Origin of the sequence: Enterococcus sp. BWR-S5 (assembly GCF_016745255.1) — a bacterium.
In the GTDB taxonomy this organism is placed as follows: domain Bacteria; phylum Bacillota; class Bacilli; order Lactobacillales; family Enterococcaceae; genus Enterococcus_L.
The window spans coordinates 73,973-95,327 of the sequence record NZ_JADOEQ010000001.1 but is presented as its reverse complement, the minus strand read 5'-3'; the positions used below and the strand labels follow the sequence as shown (position 1 = coordinate 95,327).

The following is a 21,355-nucleotide window of genomic DNA, read 5'->3' as shown; positions in this document are numbered from 1 at the left end:
CATGATTCCTCCTGTTTTCATCGTAAGTTGAATGGTTGGTTATTTATTATTCTAATCTAACCCATTAAAAAACCAGGGCATCTATTCATAAAAATGCCCCGGCTGTAAATTCTAAAGTCAACAGTATTATGACTTGCTTCATCCGCTCTATATGGTTAATCAAGCCTCTGTTGTCGTATGTCGACGCTGTTTGTACCGATTCAAGGCTAACTGAATCAGCTCTTCAATCAGATCACTGTATTTTAAGCCCATATTTTCCCATAGTAATGGATACATGCTGAATTGAGTGAATCCAGGCATCGTGTTCAACTCATTGAGAAATAGTTCATTTTTACTTGTCAGGAAGAAATCACAGCGACTCAATCCGCTGCCATCTAAAACCATATAAGCCTTTTTCGCATATTTTCGCGCTTCCTGATGAACTTCTGCGGGAATTTCTGCGGGAATCTGCATGGTAATCTTATTATCTATATATTTGGAATTATAGTCATAAAACTCTACATCCTTCACGATTTCCCCAGCCGATGTTGTTCGCACATCTTCGTTTCCAAGAATTGCCACTTCAATTTCTCGTGCTTCAATCCCTTGTTCAACAATCACTCTTGAATCATATTTATATGCTTCTTTCAAGCCATATTGAAGTTCTGCTCTGTTTTCCGCCTTGCTGATACCAACACTGGAACCCATGTTTGCCGGTTTGATGTACATCGGATAAATCAAGGAGCCTTCACACTGCTCAAAAATTTGTTTTGGATTTTCCTTCCATTGATTTTCCAGTACCGGAACAAATGGTACTTGAGGAATCCCCACCGTTTGAAGCAAGTATTTAGTCATAATCTTATCCATTGCTGTTGCACTGGCAAGAACGCCGGTTCCAACATAAGGAATATCCATCGTTTCTAAAAAGCCTTGAATCGTTCCATCTTCGCCGTTCGGTCCATGAAGGATTGGAAAAACAATCGAGTCTTCTTCTTTAATTTCACAGGGTGTGATAACTTTTCCAGTAAAATTATCTCCGTCCGACTCTTCTCCTTGAGGATTCCAAGTAAGGTGCAGAACAGCTTCGTCTTCAGGTGCTTCTGTCAGCACAGGTCCTTTAACCCACTGTCCTTCTTTACTTATATATACTAATTGAACTTGATAGTAATTATAATAAACTGCTTTTAAAATGGAAAAAGCCGATAAAATAGAAACCTCATGTTCCTCACTTTTTCCGCCATAGAGCAATACAATTTTCAAATCCTTTTCCTCCTAAACCATTCTGTTATATGACTACGGTTAAATGAACGACATGACACAATGACCATTGCCTTAGTTTTCAGACAACAGTATGTTTCGGTATCCCTCATTTTTCTGTTCGCCCCATATAAAGCCATGTTTTCTATAGTAAAAAATTACTTTTTCATTATTTTAGCATAAAAACAATTTTTGTAATAGGTACAATCTATTTTCTCATTGAGGGTGGAACAGAAGCGGTTAACCTCAAGTCCCAAGTAGGGACCTGCTCTGCTTATAGAGTAAGCAATCACAGTGATTATAAGCGATAAGAAGGTATTTACGAAAATTGCATCTGCCGTTATTCGCTTACCTTTAACTCTCTTTCAATCACTTCGATTAATTTTTCTTTAAAGGCTGCCCGGTCAGCTTCTGTAAAGGGCTTTGGCCCTTTCGTTCGACCACCGCTCTTTCTGACCTTTGCGCTAAAATAGCGTTGCTCCAGCAGTTGGTCAATGGTCTCTTTTGTATACTCCCGCCCCAGCTGGTGGAGTACTAATGCCCCTTTAGGCAGAACAAGAGAAGCGAGTCCATAATCCTGGGTAACTAATATATCACCCTTTTGAATCAGCTTTAGAATTCGAAAATCTGCTGAGTCAGCGCCTTTATCCACATAAACAAAGGACACAGCCTCAGGATATTCCTTCAGCGAATAATGATCGACACTAGTGACTATGATTACCTCCAGATGATACTTACAGGCAATCTCTATCGCTGCCTCTTTTACCGGCGAACCATCTCCATCAATAAATAATTTCATCTATTTATACCCTCTCTTAAAAAAGCTGAACGAGCTCATTCAGCTCTCGAACAATACGCTCATGAAGCTAGACTGTGTTTCAATTGTTCCACTGCTAATCCTTGGTATCATTGAATTCACAGTCATAAAAATTTTATAATTCCTTTATAGTTGAAAAAGCTGCCTCAGCTGACATACCAAGACGGATAGCGAGTCAAAAAGCGCGAGACTTCTTCTGCGATTGCTTCGCGCAAGACCTTATACAGCTCCGGATTTCTAATTTTCTGCTTCACAGCTCCGGCATATCGCGGCCGCTCGACCTGTATTGAAAGAACAAAATCAAAGCGTTCCGGAAAATTTTCAATCGTCATAATCTTCATACGGCTTGTTTCTTCCAAAAAACGATTCATGCCATCAACTGCGCCTTGGATAAACCCATCTAGGTGGGTTCCACCTTCAATCGGAAGATGGCCATTCACAAAGCTGTCTCTGATACTTGCAGAAGGATTCTTTGAAATCACTGCTTGAATGGACACGCCTTCTCTTGCTGTTTTAATAACCAACGGGCGAATCCCACGAGTCAATGCATAGTCCTTCTGAAAAATATATTCAACAAGCCCTTGCTCATAGCACAGATAGTTTTTCTGGCTGCCTCCATCCGACAGCTTGATTGCCAACCCACTGTAAAGCATTGCCAGTTGCTGGCAACGATTGAACAAGACAAAATAGGACACCTGTTTTGAGCCCAGAAACGCTTGGTTCGGTGTGAAAGCCAGCTCCAAACGATACTCATCAATCGTTGAAGCGACCTCTGCCGATTTAACCAGCATACCTCCTTGATAAATTCGAATATCTCTTTTTCTAGGCGTTTCTATGCTTAACCCTAACTGCTCAGACAAAGCCAATAGAACCTGAATGGGCAGGTAAGAAGTGTTTCCATATTCACTTTCCAAACCCAGACGCCATTTCTTCTTACAGGTTAAGGAAAGAATCATCTGATTTTCAGAAAGTTCAATATTCAATTGTGCCTGCTCCGGTGAATCAGATAGCTTTAATAATTCATCAAAAAGCTGAATCATCATATTTTCAAAGCCAGATAAGCCTAGAGCGCCAATATACATACCCGGACGTTTACGGATACTTTCCAGCGTCTGCTCATTTTCCAAAGCATTCCAAAAATCCTCAGACATCGTGTTTCCTCCTGCATTTACTTCAGCTCATCACGAGCTATCCTCTCTATTATAATGAAAAACGCTTAGAAACGAAAGTAAGTTAGAAAACTATCTGAAAAGCCGCTCCTATTTTCCACTTTCTTCTATCTTTTACTCTCTTTTCTCAACAAAAAATCCGAAATGTCGAATCCGGAGACAGACATTTCGGCAGAACAATTATTCCAAATAAACTAAGCTGCAGCATTCATTCACCTAATTCTTATAGTTCAGAACGCCACCCTCTAACAGCCTTCAGTCTCACTTAACGAATCAAATCAACTGTTGGGTGATTCATAATATGCTCGACCTGTTTTCTAGTCGTCAATGGTACGTCGCCTTGAATCGTATGAGCTAAGACACCATTCGCCGTCGCAAATGCAACAGTCTTTTCAGGCGCCCAATCCTCAGCATAGCCAAGCAGAACACCTGCAGCATACCCGTCGCCCGCACCAATTCGATCAAGATTGATAATTTCTCTTGGCTCCGCCAGCTCATAGCCGTCTTTCGAAAACAGGAAACCTGAAAGATAGTATTTATCATCTTGTCTGGTTCTAAATGTTCCTGCAAACTGTTCGATTCCGTATGTCGACATAAATTCTGCTGCCAATTTTTTGAATTGCTCAGTACTATCTAATGCTTCATCGACAGGCATCGCCAAAAGATCGGTTAAATCTCTTTGACTGCCAAATACGATATCACAATATGGAAGAATACGTTCATACTGCTCACGCATAAATGCTGCTTCATTATTTTTGTTCAAGCTTGGTCGGAAATTGAAATCAAAACAGATTTTCTTTCCTTGCTTATGCGCTTTTTCTGCCAACGCAAAAGCTGCTGCTCTTGTTTGGTCTGTCAAGCTCAGGGAAATTCCACAAATATGCACCAAATCCGTCTCCTTCAAAAAATCATCAAAGGGATAATCTGTTGCATCGCTGACACCAAATGAACTGCTGTGGCGGTTTTGATAAGTAACTTGGGTTGGACGAGGACCGTACCCCATCTCAGCAAAATAAGAACCGATATGATTGCCTTCCTGACCAATCCATTTGTCATTAATCCCTAACTGACGCACACTGGCTTTTGCCGCTTCACCCAAACGGTTATCCGGAAGATTCGTAATCAAGCTAGTCTCACAACCAAAGTGTGACAAATTACTTAAAATATTGACACCTGTTCCTGTAAAATCCATCCGCAAATCCTTCGTCTGTTCAAGCATCAAGTATTCGGGAGGGGTTAAACGCATCATGATTTCGCCAAAAGCTGAAATTCTCATCTTTTTTTCCTGCCTTATCCAGCGTCCTGAAGCAGCCCTTAAACAATCGTCATCCGTCTTTCAACGTTTTGCGCTTTGATGACTGGTTTAAGGGCTGTTCTATCAGCTTATCTTTTTATTTTAATGTATTTTTCATCATGTCCAGTAAGGTTTTTACATCCTCTGGTCGTGTGTCGCCTGTTTCTGAGTCGATAATTGAGCTGTATACGTGTGGAATGATTTTCTTCACGCCTGCATCAACAGCAATTTGAACGATTTCTTCAAAGTTTTCCAAGTCGATGCCGCCTGTTGGCTCAAGGTAGAAATCATATTTTGCACAAGCTTCTGCCACTGCTTTATATTCTTCTTTATGCGCTAAGCCCTTCATTGGGAAGTATTTGATTGAGCTGCCGCCCATATCCTGCAGCATTTTGATTGCTGTTTCAATTGGCACTTCACCTGCCGGAGCCTGTGAGCTTAATGGACCTGTTGCGATATTTACGTAACCTACTCTACCAGTCGGAGAAACCAGTCCATTCACAACTGTTTCATTTTGACCTAACAAAGCACGAGAAGTTCCCACACCGGTAAATACTTGGTTGACGTGCTGCGGCTGTAAATCTTTAGAAATACGTGAAACCATTTGGCTTTGGTTTGGATCGCCGGCACCTAGTCCTACGGATAACGCATTATTTGTTTCCGCTGCATATTTCTTCATATCCTCAATCGCTGCTTCATCTGTCGCGTAGTTTTTAGATAGTACGCCCAAAATCACATGTCCGTCTGCTGCTTCGTAACAAGCTTTCGCATTTTCTACTGAATTGGCTAAAACATTTAAACATAAACGATCTTCTAAATAATTTGGTGTAATTGACATTCTTCTAATCTCCTCTTGTTTATCTATTCTATTATGTGTTCTTCTTGTTAAACCAAACGTTGCCCCGCTCACCAATCTAGTTCATGATTTCGGTCAGACGTTTCGTAATTTTCGTCATTTCTTCACTGTTGACAGAACGAACATCGAACTCAATAATACCATTATTTGCTTGGTATTCTCTCGTATAGATGGCAGGATTTTCCGTTTTCAGCTCTTGGATAACTTCCTTCGCTGATTTCGGTCCGGACACCTTGATACTCGCACGATAAATATCTCTACCAGCTCCATCCTGAACAACAGAAGCCGTGATATTTTTGATGTCATTTAAGTCAGTGATGAATGGTACCATACGCTCTTTCATGGAAGCACCTGACTCACTGCCGTTTTTCAAGTAATCTTCTACTGCTTGAGTAAAGCCTAAAATATTGTCTTTCCCAATTTTCATTGCGCGTCCGATACCTTTACCCTGCAAACGAATCCAATCGATATATTCCTTCTTGCCGATGACCAGACCGGCACTTGGGCCTTCAATCGCTTTTGCTCCACTATAGATGACTAAATCAGCGCCTGCTTCAGCATACTTGAACAAGTCCTCTTCTGCTGCCGCATCAACAATCAACGGCAATTTATTCTTACGAGCTACCTCTGCTGCTTCTGTCACGCTCAGCATACTCTTTTGTACAGTATGGTGGCTCTTGATATACAAAATTGCTGCTGTCTGCTCCGTAATCATCATTTCAACATGCTCTGCTGAGCACATATTTGCATAGCCGGCTTCAACCACTTTTCCGCCGCCTTGCGCAACCATGACCTCTACCGGTGTACCATAATCGACATTATGCCCTTTAGGTAAAATGATTTCTCGATTGGCAACTTTTTCCGTGTAAGGGTGGTAAGCATGGTAGACGGAACCTTGCCCAATCAGCGCCGCAACGCTTTGTGCAATCCCTGCAGAGGCAGAAGAAACGATTTGGGCATCTTCAACCTTCAATAAATCCGCCAAATACTTGCCTGTTTGTATGCTAAGCTCACTCATCTCAAAGAAGTGCTCTCCGCCAAATTTCTGTGCAGCCAAAACTGCTTCAGAAACCTTTGATACGCCTAAAATTGTCATTCTTCCCGACGCATTGATAACCTCTTTCAAATCGAACTTTTCATAACTAATTGTCATAAACCGCGCCTCCAATAATGGTTTTCACAGGTTTGATCAATTCTTTTGCTTCTCTGGTAAAGCCATTTGAATCTGTCAGTGTTTTACTGCCCTCTTCAATCGTAAAAATCGTCAAATCCGCATCGTAGCCTGACTCCAGACGACCTTTCGTCTCTAAATGGAAAGTCGCTGCCGGAACAGTCGTTACCTTCTCAATGATTTCTGTCCAGTCATAACCAACAACACGAAGTTTTTCCATCGTTGTTGCCAAGTCATAAACCGGGCCATTTTCACGATTACGAATGTAAATATCTGTACTGATTGTTTCTGCCTTCATGCCTTCCTTCAAGGCTGTTTCTGCCACATTGAAGTTAAAGCTGTCGGTGCCGTGTCCAATATCAAAAACAACACCCTTGTCAAAAGCAGCCCATGCAAAATCTTTGATTTTCCCTGTCTTCTGATCTAGGATACCATTCGGCTTGCCGTTAAAGCAATGGGTCAGAATATCTCCTTTAGACATATGTGCTAGAATTTCATCCAACTCAGGCGGTGCTGAACCAATATGAACCATCAGCGGCAGATTGTTATTGTCTTTTTGGATTTTTTTCGCCAGCTCTAATGGGGTAATCCCATTTTCACCGATAACCGTCTTACTCATACGTGCCTTAATGCCAATGACAAAATCCGGTAGTTCAGTCAAAACCTTTTTAATCAGGTCTTCCTTAATTTTCGTCAAATCTGCCAGTTCATCCTGTTCCACGATGCCCCATTTAGAAATGTTTGCCAAAGCATAGACATTCGTTTTTGCCTGAACAGCTAAATCGTAGAACTCATGGATATTTTCTGCCCCAGTTGTTCCTGCATCAATAACTGTCGTAACACCCTTTTTCACACCAATTTCATCTGGAAAATCATAATACAATGTCATTTTTTCAAAGCAGTGTACATGATCATCAATCCAGCCGGCTGAAATAAAGGATTTCCCTTCTAAATCAAGGATTTCTTTGCTTTCTTCGTCGATTGCAGCAGCCGCTTTTGCAATCTTACCTTCTGACAAGGCGATTTCTATCGGCTGTCCATCGATCGTCTTTCCATTTTTTATTAGTAGATCATAAGTCATTTGCTATCCCTACTTTTCTTTCAATCTGAATTTTGTCCATGGTTTGATAAATTCCAGCAGCATTTGCTCATCCGAAGCGACACTGCCAATTTTATTTTTCCGTGTGTCTGTATGAGGCTGTAATACAACCTGCAATTCATTTTTATATTTGCCAAAAGCATCATTTCCAATAACGATATCGCCAATTTGGAACTCTTGCTCATTGTCGTGGGCCGGATTCTCATCCTCTTTATATTTTTTACGAACTTCTGTAGAACGTGCCATCAAATCTGTGATATCCCCACGGCGAAAATGCTGCTCGTTCAAGGCGATTGTCTTCTCAACGTCGTTGACAGCCTCTGTAAATTCAATGCTGAATTCCAACTGATAGCGATTCAAGTTTCCTAACGCTTCCAACTCTTCATCAGAAGCATAGGCATTTCCAATAATGACATCGTCGATCAAGCCGGTCGCAAAGAAATGCTTCGCTTGAACTTCTATAGGCAGATGACGGTGACTCTCCAAGGTAGGAAGTCCATCATTAATATCCCACGGGCCAATTATCCCTGCTTGTGAGGTAACAAAAGCGGCAGTACGGATACCGTTCTTTTTAAAACGAACACTGCATTTTTCAAAAAAGTCGTATGGAAGAGCGGTACCTTCCTGAGGATAAAAATTATGACAGCCATACAAGAATGGTTTATTGGCTTCGTAGGTCAAAATATTATCTAAGTATGCGACATCATTACTCATATTTAGCTCAATGGCTAAATCAAATGGATTAAACGTCAGCTTTGCTTCTTTGTTTCCATCAAAGCCTGCATCCAGCCTAATTCCATCTGCTCCAAGCTCGTGGAAAAAGGATAAATCATCATAAGAAATCTCCAATTCGTCAAACAGAGCAGGAACAACGTCTAAAATCGTTTCAAATCCCAGCTCCTTAGCATAGCCGATTAGATGTTGAAATTTTTTCTTCACGGCCTCTTTGCCGTCTGTTACTTCCAGCATACTCATAAAAATTCTAGTAAAGCCGCAATCTGCTGCCTTTTTCAAATAGGCCTTGTCTTTCTCTACATCACTATGGTCAGGGTATACTGACACTCCTAAAGCTCGTTTCATCTGCTTTCGCCACGCTCCATCTTTTCAAATTTTTCTCTATTTTTCCAGGATACTAATGAGCCAAAGAAAATAGTCACCGTACCTACAACAAATAATGGTTGATTAACAATTAGACCGGCAATGATTGCCAATGTAATCCCGCCAATCGAATACAGACACACTATGCGTAACCTAGCAGTCCTCATTTTGGCTGGCAGTATCTCTTTTTCTATGATTACTTGAGCAACGATAAACACCAGAATGAACCATATCCACATTTCTTATGCCTCCTTATATCACTTACATTGATTGAATGAAAAGGGTCGAACTGCACATTTGTACTGTTCCACCCTTCTCATTTTTTCTATCTACTCAGCTTCAGTTCCTTTTTCCATTTCTTTCGCCAGCTGCTGCTTTTCATAAATTTTGAAGAAGGGATAATAGATAGCTAATGTAATAATAAAGTTTATCACAACCAATACTCCGGCCATAACACTATAGTCTGTACTCAGCCATGCAGCAATTGGTGCAGGTAGTGTAAAGGCTAAGCGAACTGCCATCATTGGTATAACATTTGTAACTGTTAATACATAAGATAATGTTGTTGTAACTAGTGGTGCAACAATGAAAGGAATACCTATAATTGGATTCATTACGATTGGTGTACCGAAAATCACAGGCTCGTTGATATTGAAAACGCCGGGAAGAAATGACATTCTACCTAGACTTCTCAAATACTTAGATTTTGAAAACATCATCAAAACAACTAAGGCAAGCGTCGTACCTGCTCCGCCAATCCATACAAACCATTGTAGAAATTGTTCTGTAAAGATGTTTGGCAGATCACTGGCTGCAACTCCATTAATAAAAGCTTCGTTGTTTTCAGCGATTGACATATCCCAGAAAGGACGGATAACCGGTCCCATAATTGCCGGACCATGAATCCCTAATACCCAGAAGAAACAAATCAAGAATACGGTCAACAAACCGCCGAATAGACTGTTTCCAGCAAGAACCCCTTTCAAAGGCATCAAAAGGCTGCTCAAAAATGCATTCAAATCAAATCCAACGATGTGGCGTAATCCCCAGAAAAGCAATAGAATAACTGTTCCCGGAATCAAAGCAATAAACGAATTAGATACTTCAGGCGGTACGCCTTCCGGCATCTTAATCGTGATGTTTCTTTCAACAAAGAAACGATAGATTTCAACAGTGACAATAGCTGCCATAATTGCCCCAAACAATGAAGCAGCTCCTAAATTGGCTAAATTGATGTATCTCCCTGCATTGATAACGTCAGGAACATCTTCAAATACTCTTGTCGGCGGTGCCGCTGTTACTAAAAAGGACAGCAACGATAAAATCCCACACATCAAAGTATCAAGCTTATAACTAGCTGCCAGAGATGACGCTATCCCGAAGGTCGCATACAAAGCCAGCATTCCCATTGTGTAACGTGACGGAATATCCATGACTGCCTGATATGGTGCAATAAACTCCATATATGCATCAATTGGAATATTTTGAAAAAGCGTGAAGAAAGAACCGACCAGCGTCAGTGGAATTGTCGCAATCAATCCTTTCCTAATAGCAAGCATGTGACGCTGCGAACCAAACCTGTTTGCCATTGGCATCAAATGCTGCTCCATCCATAACATAAACCCATCCATCTTGTTTCCCCTGTTCAAAAGATTATAATATTATAACTAGTTCGAGTACATAATACCACGATAACATTATAATGTAAACGGATTTCCAAATTTTGGAAAAATGGATTTTGCACTAATTATTGTGTTAGTTCAACAGGGAAGAATGCCCCGAAAATCATCGCTCCAAGGATTGCTCCACCTGCAATTGGTTTTTTCCATGCGTAGAAAATCATTGCACCAATTGTTGAACCAATTCCGATTGGAATAGAAGCACTTGCTGCGCTCAAAATGATTAGCGGACCTAAGAAACGACCGGCTGCATTTCCGGCACCCATCATGATATCAGCACCAAACGTTGAGTTTCCTTGATTGATAGTGAACTTACGAATCAAGATAATTACGCCACCCACCATTAGACCTAATACAGCACCTGTCAATAATGCTAACGGGAAGTTCTTAATCGGTGCGTCAATGTTCATACTCAGCAGGATTGCCGGTACACCGATACCCAGACCTGTCAGGATTGATCCACCTAAATCCAGGATACCTACTAATGAACCTTCTAAAATGCGGGCAAACAAGAAGCTCGCACCGAATGCTGCGGCTGCACCATACGAACCGCCATCCAAACCGGCTTTCAACATTGCAACGATTGATACTTCGTTAAATGCTCCTACGCCATGAACGACATACATATGTGTTCCTGCGAAAACTGCTGCTGCCATCAATCCAACGATAATCGGGAAAGACCAGTCAGCGTACCAGAAGCTTTTTGCTTTTAATGCTTCTTGAATTTCTATTTCATCTTGTGACCATTCTGTTTTTTCTTTTTCATCCATAATTTGCTCCTCCTTCTGCTTTAAGCTTATTTCACTGTGAACACATCATGCAGATTGTTCAACCAGTTCGGTACAGTCATCTTGAAGCTTTCGATTAGCTGCATATCGAATCCACGGAAGAATCCGCTGAATACGAATAATAGAATAATCGCTGCCATCATACCTTTTGTCATACGAGTCCAGCCTAATTCATCGACACCTTTACCGATTAAAATCCCCAGAACAACACCTGGAACGGCATTCCCCATAACTAGCTGAGACAGACCGCCAAATAATGTTCCCCAGAAACCGGTACGTTTCCCTGCATCCAATGCAGCTAGCCAGAACAATACCGGCATAACTGTGTTAATTAGAATCGTTGCAGCTGGTACCAATACGGCTACGGCTGTTACCTGTAGTGACTCAGGAATCGCTGCTGCTGTACTGTTCAAAAAGGTCACTGTGATAATCCCGGCAATCGCTCCGGCAATCCCCATTTTTTTAGGATCATGCATCGTTTTCGTGACATCTTTATCTTTTACTAATAATGCTGCTGCTGCCCAGTTAGGAATGATACGGTGTGTCACATCCTGTGTGAAAGCACCGGCCCCTACTGCAGAAGCCCAAGCATTAAAGAAGAACCCCAAACCGAATGAAAAATGTGACGCCGGGTCCCCTTCTGCTGCGTTCATTTCCCCCAATGTTCTAAAAGCACCTAACCCTTGTGTTTGCGGTGCATGGAACATTCTTGCCGCTCCGACACCCGCTGCAAAGCCAAGTAGTCCGCCAATAATAACTGATTTAAATAGAATAACAATTAAGTCCACTCGCTTTTCCTCCTTATTCCTTTTTTATTTTTTGACCATGTACGCTAGCTGTTTGTCCTGTTCTTAAGTAAAGAAAAGCAGGCAGCATCGTCAATTTTATATTTTTTTTGTTGTGAACGGCACGGAGACACCATTTGGGTCCTGCGCATCCACCTGTTTGAATGGCACATCTGCCATATCGATCATACTAATCTCTACTTCAACATTTAACTCCACTTCGTAGCTTGTACGTTTTCTTGGAAAGAAGAAGAACAGGAAGCGCTCCGTATAATTCTTCTCTACCGCTGAAAGGATTTCTACGTCCTTAGGTTCGATTCTCAGCAATACATCTGTTGATTCTTTCAGAATCTTTTTTGACACACTGCTTAACGCACTGGCAAATGCCGCCGCCTTATTTTCCCCTTTTCCTGAAACTTTCACGATCTGAGATGTCTTTGTCGTTGCACTCACAGTTCTTCCTCCTTGTTATTTTTGTGGGAACAGCTTTGATTCTTTGATTTACTGTTCCTTTATTTTGGAGGTCCGGTGTCCAAGCGGTCCAGGCTTAATGCTTTGCTTCGAGAATCGATAGACTCGTAGAAGCACTTGTTGTTCGCCTAAACGCAAGAATAATGGCCCTCCTTGTTATTTTTGTGGGAACAGCTTTGATTCTTTGATTTACTGTTCCTTTATTTTGGAGGTCCGGTATCCAAGCGGTCCAGGCTTAATGCTTTGCTTCGAGAATCGATAGACTCGTAGAAGCACTTGTTGTTCGCCTAAACGCAAGAATAATGGCCCTCCTTGTTGTTTTTGTAAGACAATGTTAATCACACAAATCCTCATAAACGGTGTTCTAGAAGCAGCTCTCTCGGAAATAAACCGAACAATATCAAAAATATGAGAATCTATTTTTAAATTGTCCTTTTTATTTAGCAATTGCATGTCTAAGGAACGACTGTTCACGAACAGTCAGCTTTTTTGCAAGTCGCATATATCATTCCACTAAAGAACCTTGAGTAAGTGGAACTGACATCTCAGAGCTAAACGCTTCTATCACAACCTCTCCTATTCACCGTGTTTTTTTACAAATGCTTCTGTCAGACGTTTGCCTAATTCTTCCTGATCCATGAAGCCAAAGCCCAGTACAGTTTTCCCATCGTTGATTGCTGTAATTCCTTCTTCAACAGAACGCATACCGTGACGCTCAGGGTAGCCGTATTTATTTGCTGCAGTTAATGCACCGGCACCGCCGCTTCCGCAGAATGAGATACCCATATCAGCATTCTCCTGCTGCATGACATCACCTAAACGCATATCTGCGCCCATTCCGGGAACAACAACGGCACGTCCGCCGGCTGCTTCTACACCTTTAGCTACATTTTGTCCTTTTCCTAAACGATCTGCGATTACTACTGTTATCATGGTTTTTTCCTCCTAGATTGTTTTTATTTATTCAGCCGCGTTTTGTTTTGCAGCCTCAAAGTGTATGGATAATACATACATTTCGTCTATTGGTAAATTGCCGATATGCTTAACCAACTCGTCCGCAATTGATAGTGCATCCTTTGATACCTCTTCAAACATTTCCGGATCAACACCCGCCATCTTTTCGTCCGCCTTTGAGCGCTTAATCATTTCATTGACATGGTTGATTAGAATTGTCCATTGCAGCTCAGTGGGTACAATAGCTGCGGTCTGTAAAAGCTCCTCAGTTTTTGCGATTGAGGCCTCTAGCTCTTCGCGATTTTCTGATTCGTTGATAATTTTCTTTGCATCTTCTGTAAATTCCATAGTCTCACTCCTCTCTGATGTAATTCAATAAAGCTGTGATTTCTGCTTGATTCACGGTTAAATTATTCTTGGCAAAAATCCGCTCGATTTGCTCTACAAGTTGTTGCTGAGCCATCAGGGTCTCTTTTACGATATTCCCTTCATTTTCATACTGACCATCGAAAATGATCCGGTGGACCATCAACATCACATGGAGTAAGAAAGCCTCTTTGTAACCATCATTCAATTTCCCGGCAAAAGCTTTAAGTAATTCTTCATAAATCACATAGGATCGTACCAGGATATCTCTACTCTCTGCTTCCAGTCCGCGATTTTCCTTTAGCGGTTGGCGTGGTACCAACCGTGGAATACTCCCATCTCGAACACTTGTCAGAATCTTATTCACTTCCTCCTGAATCTGTTGAATATCATTTTCAGTCGGTAATGGATTTACCTTGATAAACGGTCGGTTTATTACCTCAATAGGAAAAATACTGAGAACAAGGTCGGGATTTTTTTCTTCAATGATATCTGTCGCATTCAGCACAGAAGCAAAACCGGCAATTTCTACATTGGAAACCTCTTCCAAAATCTTCTGCTCAATTAAACTGGTTACTCCCAGCCCTGTTGAACAGACATAGACGATTCGAACAACATTGATTTCATGCTGATTTTTTTCATAAGCCACTAAGAAATGTAACGCGATATAAGCAATGAATGAGTCATTAATAAACAATGCTGCATTCTCTATGTCCCGACTGCTGGCATGCTTAATTGCATTAAACAGCTGAGGATATTTTGCTTTGATATCATCAACAAAGGGATTGTATTCATTGATAAATAGATGTTTCTTTGTTAATCGTAAGGATAAGTGAGCGAATAGATTGGTAAACAGTTGACGATCCCGGTAAAAAGGAAAACTAATTTCCTCAGAAACATCTCGAATCAGTTCCTCCGTCAGTTCAGCGATATCCTGATGACTGTTCGTAATGAACACATCACTATAGATATAAAAATATTCATCTGCCAAAAGCGGCAGCTCGTAATGCTCAAAGACCTTGTTCATTAATAAAAACGGCAGCTCTTGCTTTTGCATTAATTCATCCTGATTTGACAGAATTTTATAGCCACTCATTGTATGCTGCAGCTGCATTCTGGATGTAGCAATTGCCACTCTGAGCGTAATGGAAAGTATTTCTGCATAGTTGAACTGATCCAATAAGGATGGGTCAAGCAACTGGGTCATCTCATTTAGTGACACCTGATAGATTTCCTGAAAAATCGTATTACCACCCACATGAACATCAATCAATCGTTTATGGTTACCCGCTTGAACAAAATGACTCATGATTTGGTAAATGTCGTATTCTGTAATTTCCTTCTGACTGATATACTCCATCAACAACCGAATCTTGCTCTCTTCACCATAAATGGAAAAGCCCATACGACTTTGCCGATCCAACTGCAGTTCATATCTTTCAATGAACTCTTCAACGCGATCTAAGTCCTTTAGAATCGTATTTCTGCTAACCTGAAGCTCATCCGCCAATTCCTGAGAGGTCAGGTGCTTCTCCGAAAGAATCAGATGAAAAATCAATTGATTCATTCTCAGCTCTTGATCCGGATAGGTTTCAAAACGGTCGACTTCCAAAATTTCATTTTTCAAAGTCAATCGTTCAGAATCCGGCAATTCTAACCAAACGCCCTTATTTCGCCTTGCCTGCAAGCTGATGTTTCTTTCCTGAAACCATGCACGTACATTGTCCAAGTCGTATTTGATGGTCCTTACGCTTACACTAAAGGTTTCAGCCAGCTCTTTTGTCGTAATACTGTTCTCCAAATCCAGAAGCATCAGTAAAATATTAATTTCTCGTTTTGATAAGTGCAGTGACATCTTCTACTCACCTTCATTTCTTCCCTTACACCTGCAACTATAGCTCGATTCTTCACAAGTAACAATACAAAAAAGTTGCACTTTTGTAAGTGCAACCGTAGCCCAATTTTTTTCTCTTAAACACAAAAGAAGACCTCTATTTTTCATTCAAAAAAACTGTTCCCCTTAAAAAAACCTTTATATTTAAGGACTTGCCATAAAAATTAAGTGCAACTCTTGAACAAAGCATACCACAAAAAGTAATTGCACTTAACTCAATTTCAAGCAGTCTGTTTCTCTATTTTGCAAAATAAAAAAAGAAGATTTTCATCTTCTTTTTTTTGCAGTATTTATATTACTATAAATAGATGAATTTTCTCCACAAAAACCTCATCCGACACGACTACAATCCGGTAGTTGATGACCAAACATCGGTGCCTCTGCATCAACCAACCACTAGTCGATAAAATCGAAATGATTGAAACAATCATCTGGTTGAGTCAACTCGTCGCATGAGACATACTTTATCATAAATTACCTAATAACACAAACAACCTTAGATTTTTCTTATTTTACAGCCATTGCTTATACATTTCTTCCACAAGGCCTACCGTATCAACTGTTAACTTTTCGGTCATTATCGGACTTTCTTGCAAGCCGCTAAGTATACATTCATTCACATGATTGACTTCAAATACAAACTCACTGCTGACAGTACTCGTTAACGATTCCTCACGACCATCATTATAGGAAATAGCTGCATGGTCTGTTTTCCAAAAATAAGGAATTGTAATCTTGCCCTTTTCTCCATAGATAACCATTTCACTCGGAATATCCAGCTGCACGGTAATAAAAACACTCGCCAACACCTGTCCGGGAAACTTTAGAACAAGCTCAAATTGATCATCCGATCTTCCTTTTTCCATTGAAGAATAGCCGGTATATCCATTTGGAGCACTCCCAAGTATATATTGAATATACTCAAGAGGATAGCTGCCGGAGCTATGGAGCACACCGCCACCCGCATCAAGTGAATGAAACCATTTCAGGTGTTCAATATTAGGATAGGCAGTAACCGACCGAATATGTCGGACACGACCAATTGCCCCTTGCTCAATCACTTGTTTCACCTGACTAGTGATTGGTAGAAAAACAGCTTTTTGCGCTTCCATTAGGAAACAATCATTTTTCCTTGCTAAAGCAAACAACTCTTCTGCTTCCGCAGCTATCAAGGTAAATGGTTTTTCCAATAAAACATGTTTTTTATGTGTCAGTGCCAGCTTAGCGGCTTCATAATGTCCCTTATTGTAGGTAGCAATATAAACGATGTCAACCTCTTGATCCAAGCAAAGTGCTTCATAGCTGCCATAAGCCTTTGGAATTTCCAGCTTCTCAGCAGCTTCCTTTGCCCGCTCCAAGTCTCTTGAAGCAATCGTCGTTACTTCCCCCACCTTACTTTCTCTTATCCCTCGAACAAATCGAGGAACAATCTGCGCTGTACTTAAAATACCATAGCGAACCCTTTTCATAGTTATACCTCCTGCTTCTTTCTACTCACACTATACCTCTAAATAAAAAAACGTCAAACCATAAAAGAAGGAAGTTGATTTCTACTTCCCTACTGTGTGCAAAAAAAGCAAGCCGCTTATAACCTGAGCTTAAGCTGTACAATCAGCTGCACCTCGCCTTTTATGGAATAGGCAAAGTGGCTGCCGGCCTTAGAAGACTTCTTCTGCAGCCTCAATGTATGACGCTTTTCAACAAAAAAACCGAGATCAGCTGACCTCGGCAATCGATTACAGTATTAGACCCTTACAAACAAACCACCAAAACTACCCATTTTCGCAGCTGTATTCACCTACTGTTATTCTTATGTATTAGCTAAACTAGCCTATCGAATACCTATACTAACCTTTAATGCTTGATTGACCTTTTCCATATCACCATCCTGTAGCTTACAAATTTTTTGCAACATCCGTTCCTTATCCAATGTTCGAATCTGCTCCAGAAGAACCAAAGAAGGAGTCATTTCTTCCTCATGAGGAATATTGACTTTCACTTGTGTTGGCTGCATTTTCTTTCGTATATTCCGTGTAATCGGTGCAACAATCAACGTTGGGCTAAATAAATTGCCCTTGTTGTTTTGAATAATCAGTACAGGTCGAATACCACCTTGCTCTGATCCAATAACCGGCGAAAGATTAGCGTAAAATATTTCTCCCCTTCGCATCATTTTTTCTATCCCCCCTTTTCAAGAAAAAATCTTTTTACAAATTATAACATGATTCATACAGGTTTATTTTTCAACATTTTGCTTGAAAATGCAAAAATTTGATAATTCGCAGTAAAATAGCCGACAAATTATCCGTAATAACTATGTTTGTTTTAACACACAATTTCTTGCACTTATTTGTGGAAAGTGCTTTTTGTCCAAGTTTATTAGAATTCTGTCAAGACATATGATAAAATCAAGTGTGCATATGATTTTGGCGATTTCATTTGCTCAGGGGATGATAGTTAAAAATGTGAATATTTAGAACAGAAGGAGTGCTGCATGAATATATACTCAATCAAGATTTCACCTAATCGGCCATTCAATCAATCTGAACTGACCTACCTGATGGAAAGGTGTGGGATACTTTCTAAAAAGGCATTGGCATTGGATTATATTAAAGAATGCACTTATGATTATGATGAAAAAGATGAGTCATTTACGTTTGATTTTCTCTGCGTACATAACAAAAACTTTTCTTTAAAGATCGTAAAGGATGATCGCTCAGATAATTTCATATTTTCAATGCAAAAATATGAAAAATGGGCAGTTTTACGGAAGGATTTTATCAAAGCACTTGAAGTTATTAATACGCTTCATACACAATCTCACGAATAAGATTTTCGCTTTTATTCTAAAATCAAATAAGCAGTCGGCAAATATGCCGACTGCTTTTCTATTTTTTATTCCTTATTTCCGTTATTCCACTGTGTTTCGTTCAATCTTTATCGTGTCAGTCCAAAATACTTTTAACCTTTGTTGTAATTAAATCAATGGCTACGTGATTTTCTCCGCCTTCCGGTACGATGACATCCGCATATCTTTTCGTTGGCTCAATAAATTGATTATACATTGGCTTAACGACAGTCAAATACTGTTCAATCACAGAGTCAAGTGTTCGTCCGCGCTCTTCCATGTCTCGTTTAATCCGGCGAATAATTCGAATATCATCATCGGTATCTACGTATAGCTTGATATCCATCAGCTCACGTAATCGAGGGTCTTCCAAAATCAAGATTCCTTCAAGAATAATAACCTCTTTCGGTTCCTGTATAATCACATCCGAGCTTCTTGTATGCTCCACATAATCATAAACTGGCTTTTCGATAGATTCATAATTCAATAATTGTTTCAAATGCTCGATCAACAGATCGGTATCAAAGGCAAAAGGATGGTCATAATTTGTCGTCAGTCTTTCTTCAAAGCTCAAATGACTCTGGTCTTTATAATAAGAATCCTGTTCCAACATCATAATTGAATGGTTAGGAAAATGGTTGAAGATTGCCCGACTGACGCTCGTCTTCCCACTACCAGAACCACCTGTTACTCCAATGATTATCGGTCGATTGTTTTTCATGAAGTTAAACCTCTTTCTTTTTCAGCAAATAGCCATTATCGTCCTTTTCTATTATAATAAAAAGTGAGCAGAATACCACAGAAATTTAAAACTTTTCTTCATTGAAAATAATTTTAAGGAGATATATGATGACGATTACGCCAGTTACTACCTTAACGGAAGAACATTATGCACTTTTATTGGATGCCGATCCTTCAAAAAAACACGTTGATGACTATACACAAAGAGGACAGGTATTCAGTCTCTCAGACCCTGAATTAGTAGGTATCATGGTTTTGATTCCTACTCGGCCTGATACGCTTGAGCTAGTCAACATTGCTGTATCAGAAGCTCATCGAGGCAAAGGTTATGCACAAAAATTAATTGCCTTTGCATTCGAAACTGCGAAGAAGCAGGGAATAAAAACGGTGGAGGTCGGTACAGGCAGCACTGGCTATGAGCAGCTGCACCTTTATCAAAAGTGCGGGTTTCGCATGACATGGATTGATCGAGATTTCTTTGTTCGACACTACGAAGAAGAAATTGTTGATAATGAGATTGTGTTAAACGATATGGTCCGCTTGAGTATTGACTTATAGAACTCAGCAACCAGACATTAAAATAGTCAGGCAATGAAAATAGACATCTTCTTTCATTCAAAAACAGCAGTGAGAACTCTTTCGAAAAAGTTTTCACTGCTGTTTTTAACTAGCCTTCTTTCCCTTCAAACTAAAGGACATAACGCATCAATATAGTGAACTTTTTTTAGGAGTGAAGCACGCTTACCGCAGACCCTATACTAACGGATTTCCCTTTAGCTCTGCCATCCCTGCAGCATTTATCTCCAATCGTCCAGTATCGCTCACTCGTTGAACCAATGCCTGACAATGATAATCTCTATTCTGGTAAGCATTACTGGCAGGATTAGAAATCGTGTACATCGGTAACGGCCAATCAGAAGCCAGCTGAAAAGCTTTGGTGCCCATTCCCCTTTGTGCCAAATCTGTGTATATGCCTACTAAGTAATCATCGTAGCTATTGACTGCGGATATATACTCATCCAAATTGTTGATTTCTATTTTCATATCCATCATAAACTCATCGAAGTTCACTGCATAAAACTCAGTAACCGCTACAGTATAAGCATTCGAGCTAGCTGTTTCTCGCTTATAAAAGCTCTGTCCATAATGCTGGTCAGTAACCAAACTGGTCAGGCTTGCTTCTGCCTCTGAATATGCCTTATCTATCGTCTCTTGGCTCGCCTGTCCACTTTTCAGCATATCGTTCAGATATTTCTGATACCCATAAACACCAGTATCGTCTTTGAGCATTGCATCACTTAACAGATACTCACCAGCCGTTAAATGATCGACATGGTATCGATAGGCTCTCACTTGACCTTTCTTTAACTCCGTCACTCGATCATGAACGATAGGGTCTGTAATTACCGCTGTACCAGAAGTATCTGCAACAGTTGTTCCATCATCAACAATTGTTGTTTTAGCACTTGATGGCTTTTCGTTCGTGGGTTTACCAATAAAATACAGACCCACAGCCGCCGCTGCTATAATGAACACCCCAGACAAAACAATACTTACTAATTTCTTATTACGCCTACTTCTGTACAATTTAGCAGCCCTTATTCTCGCCTCCTGCTGCTCCAAATAAAATTTTTTCTCAATCTCATTCAACAGCGCTTGAAGTGCTCCACGTTTTTCCGGATTTGTCTCTCTGGCTATTTCCTTTTTCAGTTGAAATACCCTTTTCTCATGCCGTTCTTCTGGTGTATCACTCTTGTAAAACTGCTCTGGCATATTAGTAACTCCCCCATTTATTATAGATATATTTAATTTACAATAATTATATATTTATTACAATATCAAGTTGGCATATACATTTCCCTATTCAAAAAATGTTGTACTTCACGTAACTGAGCAATCACATTTTTTAGAATCATTTTCACTCTCCACTCAGCCACTTGCATACCAAACTACTTACTTCCATAAATCAGTTTAATAACCAACGTCCTCCCACTAGCTCATTTTATCTTCCCCAATGTATTAGGCTCTGTAACCAAGACATACAAAAAAAACCGTCCAAATTAATGGACGATTTTCGAGTATCCTTCAA

Annotated in this window: 22 protein-coding genes; 2 read left to right on the top strand and 20 right to left on the bottom strand. The window is 40.3% G+C overall.

The window, feature by feature from the left end:
- Nucleotides 1–159: 159 nt before the first annotated feature.
- From IW510_RS00555 to IW510_RS00470, 18 genes are all read right to left on the bottom strand, one after another.
- Complete coding sequence (locus tag IW510_RS00555; protein ID WP_202055659.1) at nucleotides 160–1,239, bottom strand: D-alanine--D-alanine ligase; 1,080 nt, start codon at nucleotides 1,237–1,239, stop codon at nucleotides 160–162.
- Between the two features lie 337 nt (nucleotides 1,240–1,576).
- Nucleotides 1,577–2,035, bottom strand: a complete 459-nt coding sequence (locus IW510_RS00550; protein WP_202055658.1) for a YaiI/YqxD family protein — start codon at nucleotides 2,033–2,035, stop codon at nucleotides 1,577–1,579.
- Nucleotides 2,036–2,199: 164 nt separating this feature from the next.
- Nucleotides 2,200–3,204, bottom strand: coding sequence for a hypothetical protein (locus IW510_RS00545; protein WP_202055657.1), 1,005 nt, complete (start codon nucleotides 3,202–3,204; stop codon nucleotides 2,200–2,202).
- 283 nt (nucleotides 3,205–3,487) lie between these two features.
- Nucleotides 3,488–4,498, bottom strand: a complete 1,011-nt coding sequence (locus IW510_RS00540; RefSeq protein ID WP_202055656.1) for a sugar kinase — start codon at nucleotides 4,496–4,498, stop codon at nucleotides 3,488–3,490.
- 115 nt (nucleotides 4,499–4,613) lie between these two features.
- Nucleotides 4,614–5,354, bottom strand: coding sequence for a 2-dehydro-3-deoxy-phosphogluconate aldolase (dagF, locus tag IW510_RS00535; RefSeq protein ID WP_202055655.1), 741 nt, complete (start codon nucleotides 5,352–5,354; stop codon nucleotides 4,614–4,616).
- Between the two features lie 76 nt (nucleotides 5,355–5,430).
- A complete protein-coding gene (locus IW510_RS00530) occupies nucleotides 5,431–6,525 on the bottom strand; it encodes a DgaE family pyridoxal phosphate-dependent ammonia lyase (protein WP_202055654.1) in 1,095 nt (364 codons plus the stop codon).
- The gene (locus IW510_RS00525) at nucleotides 6,515–7,624 is read right to left on the bottom strand and encodes an amidohydrolase/deacetylase family metallohydrolase (protein ID WP_202055653.1); all 1,110 of its coding nucleotides are present in this window, start codon (nucleotides 7,622–7,624) and stop codon (nucleotides 6,515–6,517) included. Before IW510_RS00525 ends, IW510_RS00530 begins: the two co-directional genes overlap by 11 nt.
- 9 nt (nucleotides 7,625–7,633) lie before the next feature.
- On the bottom strand, nucleotides 7,634–8,722 hold the full coding sequence (locus IW510_RS00520) for a DUF871 domain-containing protein (protein WP_202055651.1): 1,089 nt from the start codon (nucleotides 8,720–8,722) through the stop codon (nucleotides 7,634–7,636).
- The gene (locus IW510_RS00515) at nucleotides 8,719–8,979 is read right to left on the bottom strand and encodes a hypothetical protein (RefSeq protein WP_202055649.1); all 261 of its coding nucleotides are present in this window, start codon (nucleotides 8,977–8,979) and stop codon (nucleotides 8,719–8,721) included. The genes IW510_RS00520 and IW510_RS00515 overlap by 4 nt, the downstream gene beginning before the upstream one ends.
- Nucleotides 8,980–9,069: 90 nt before the next feature.
- Nucleotides 9,070–10,371 (bottom strand): PTS sugar transporter subunit IIC, encoded by a 1,302-nt coding sequence (locus tag IW510_RS00510; RefSeq protein ID WP_202055648.1) that lies wholly within the window; start codon nucleotides 10,369–10,371, stop codon nucleotides 9,070–9,072.
- 116 nt (nucleotides 10,372–10,487) lie between these two features.
- The gene (locus IW510_RS00505) at nucleotides 10,488–11,189 is read right to left on the bottom strand and encodes a DUF4310 family protein (RefSeq protein WP_202055646.1); all 702 of its coding nucleotides are present in this window, start codon (nucleotides 11,187–11,189) and stop codon (nucleotides 10,488–10,490) included.
- 26 nt (nucleotides 11,190–11,215) lie between these two features.
- Complete coding sequence (locus tag IW510_RS00500) at nucleotides 11,216–11,995, bottom strand: DUF4311 domain-containing protein (protein ID WP_202055644.1); 780 nt, start codon at nucleotides 11,993–11,995, stop codon at nucleotides 11,216–11,218.
- A 96-nt stretch (nucleotides 11,996–12,091) separates the two neighbouring features.
- Nucleotides 12,092–12,445, bottom strand: coding sequence for a DUF4312 family protein (locus IW510_RS00495; RefSeq protein WP_202055642.1), 354 nt, complete (start codon nucleotides 12,443–12,445; stop codon nucleotides 12,092–12,094).
- A gap of 594 nt (nucleotides 12,446–13,039) precedes the next feature.
- Nucleotides 13,040–13,396, bottom strand: coding sequence for a glycine-rich SFCGS family protein (locus IW510_RS00490; protein ID WP_086350006.1), 357 nt, complete (start codon nucleotides 13,394–13,396; stop codon nucleotides 13,040–13,042).
- A gap of 27 nt (nucleotides 13,397–13,423) precedes the next feature.
- Complete coding sequence (locus IW510_RS00485) at nucleotides 13,424–13,765, bottom strand: PRD domain-containing protein (protein ID WP_202055640.1); 342 nt, start codon at nucleotides 13,763–13,765, stop codon at nucleotides 13,424–13,426.
- Between the two features lie 4 nt (nucleotides 13,766–13,769).
- Nucleotides 13,770–15,638, bottom strand: coding sequence for a BglG family transcription antiterminator (locus IW510_RS00480; RefSeq protein WP_202055636.1), 1,869 nt, complete (start codon nucleotides 15,636–15,638; stop codon nucleotides 13,770–13,772).
- Between the two features lie 551 nt (nucleotides 15,639–16,189).
- Nucleotides 16,190–17,146 (bottom strand): Gfo/Idh/MocA family protein, encoded by a 957-nt coding sequence (locus tag IW510_RS00475; protein ID WP_202055635.1) that lies wholly within the window; start codon nucleotides 17,144–17,146, stop codon nucleotides 16,190–16,192.
- A 362-nt stretch (nucleotides 17,147–17,508) separates the two neighbouring features.
- Entirely contained in the window at nucleotides 17,509–17,850 is a 342-nt protein-coding gene (locus IW510_RS00470) for a type II toxin-antitoxin system PemK/MazF family toxin (protein WP_202055634.1), read from the bottom strand.
- 321 nt (nucleotides 17,851–18,171) lie between these two features.
- Here IW510_RS00470 and IW510_RS00465 point away from each other — a divergent pair, with 321 nt between their 5' ends.
- Nucleotides 18,172–18,507: a hypothetical protein gene (locus IW510_RS00465; RefSeq protein WP_202055633.1), complete on the top strand. Its 336-nt coding sequence runs from the start codon at nucleotides 18,172–18,174 to the stop codon at nucleotides 18,505–18,507.
- 115 nt (nucleotides 18,508–18,622) lie between these two features.
- Here IW510_RS00465 and udk read toward each other — a convergent pair whose 3' ends face one another.
- Nucleotides 18,623–19,246 (bottom strand): uridine kinase, encoded by a 624-nt coding sequence (udk, locus tag IW510_RS00460; RefSeq protein ID WP_202055632.1) that lies wholly within the window; start codon nucleotides 19,244–19,246, stop codon nucleotides 18,623–18,625.
- 128 nt (nucleotides 19,247–19,374) lie between these two features.
- On the opposite strand from udk, the gene IW510_RS00455 reads away from it, so the two are divergent.
- Complete coding sequence (locus IW510_RS00455) at nucleotides 19,375–19,824, top strand: GNAT family N-acetyltransferase (RefSeq protein WP_202056552.1); 450 nt, start codon at nucleotides 19,375–19,377, stop codon at nucleotides 19,822–19,824.
- 195 nt (nucleotides 19,825–20,019) lie between these two features.
- Here the strand turns inward: IW510_RS00455 and IW510_RS00450 are convergent, their stop codons facing one another.
- Nucleotides 20,020–21,039, bottom strand: a complete 1,020-nt coding sequence (locus tag IW510_RS00450; protein WP_202055631.1) for a hypothetical protein — start codon at nucleotides 21,037–21,039, stop codon at nucleotides 20,020–20,022.
- Between the last annotated feature and the right edge of the window lie 316 nt (nucleotides 21,040–21,355).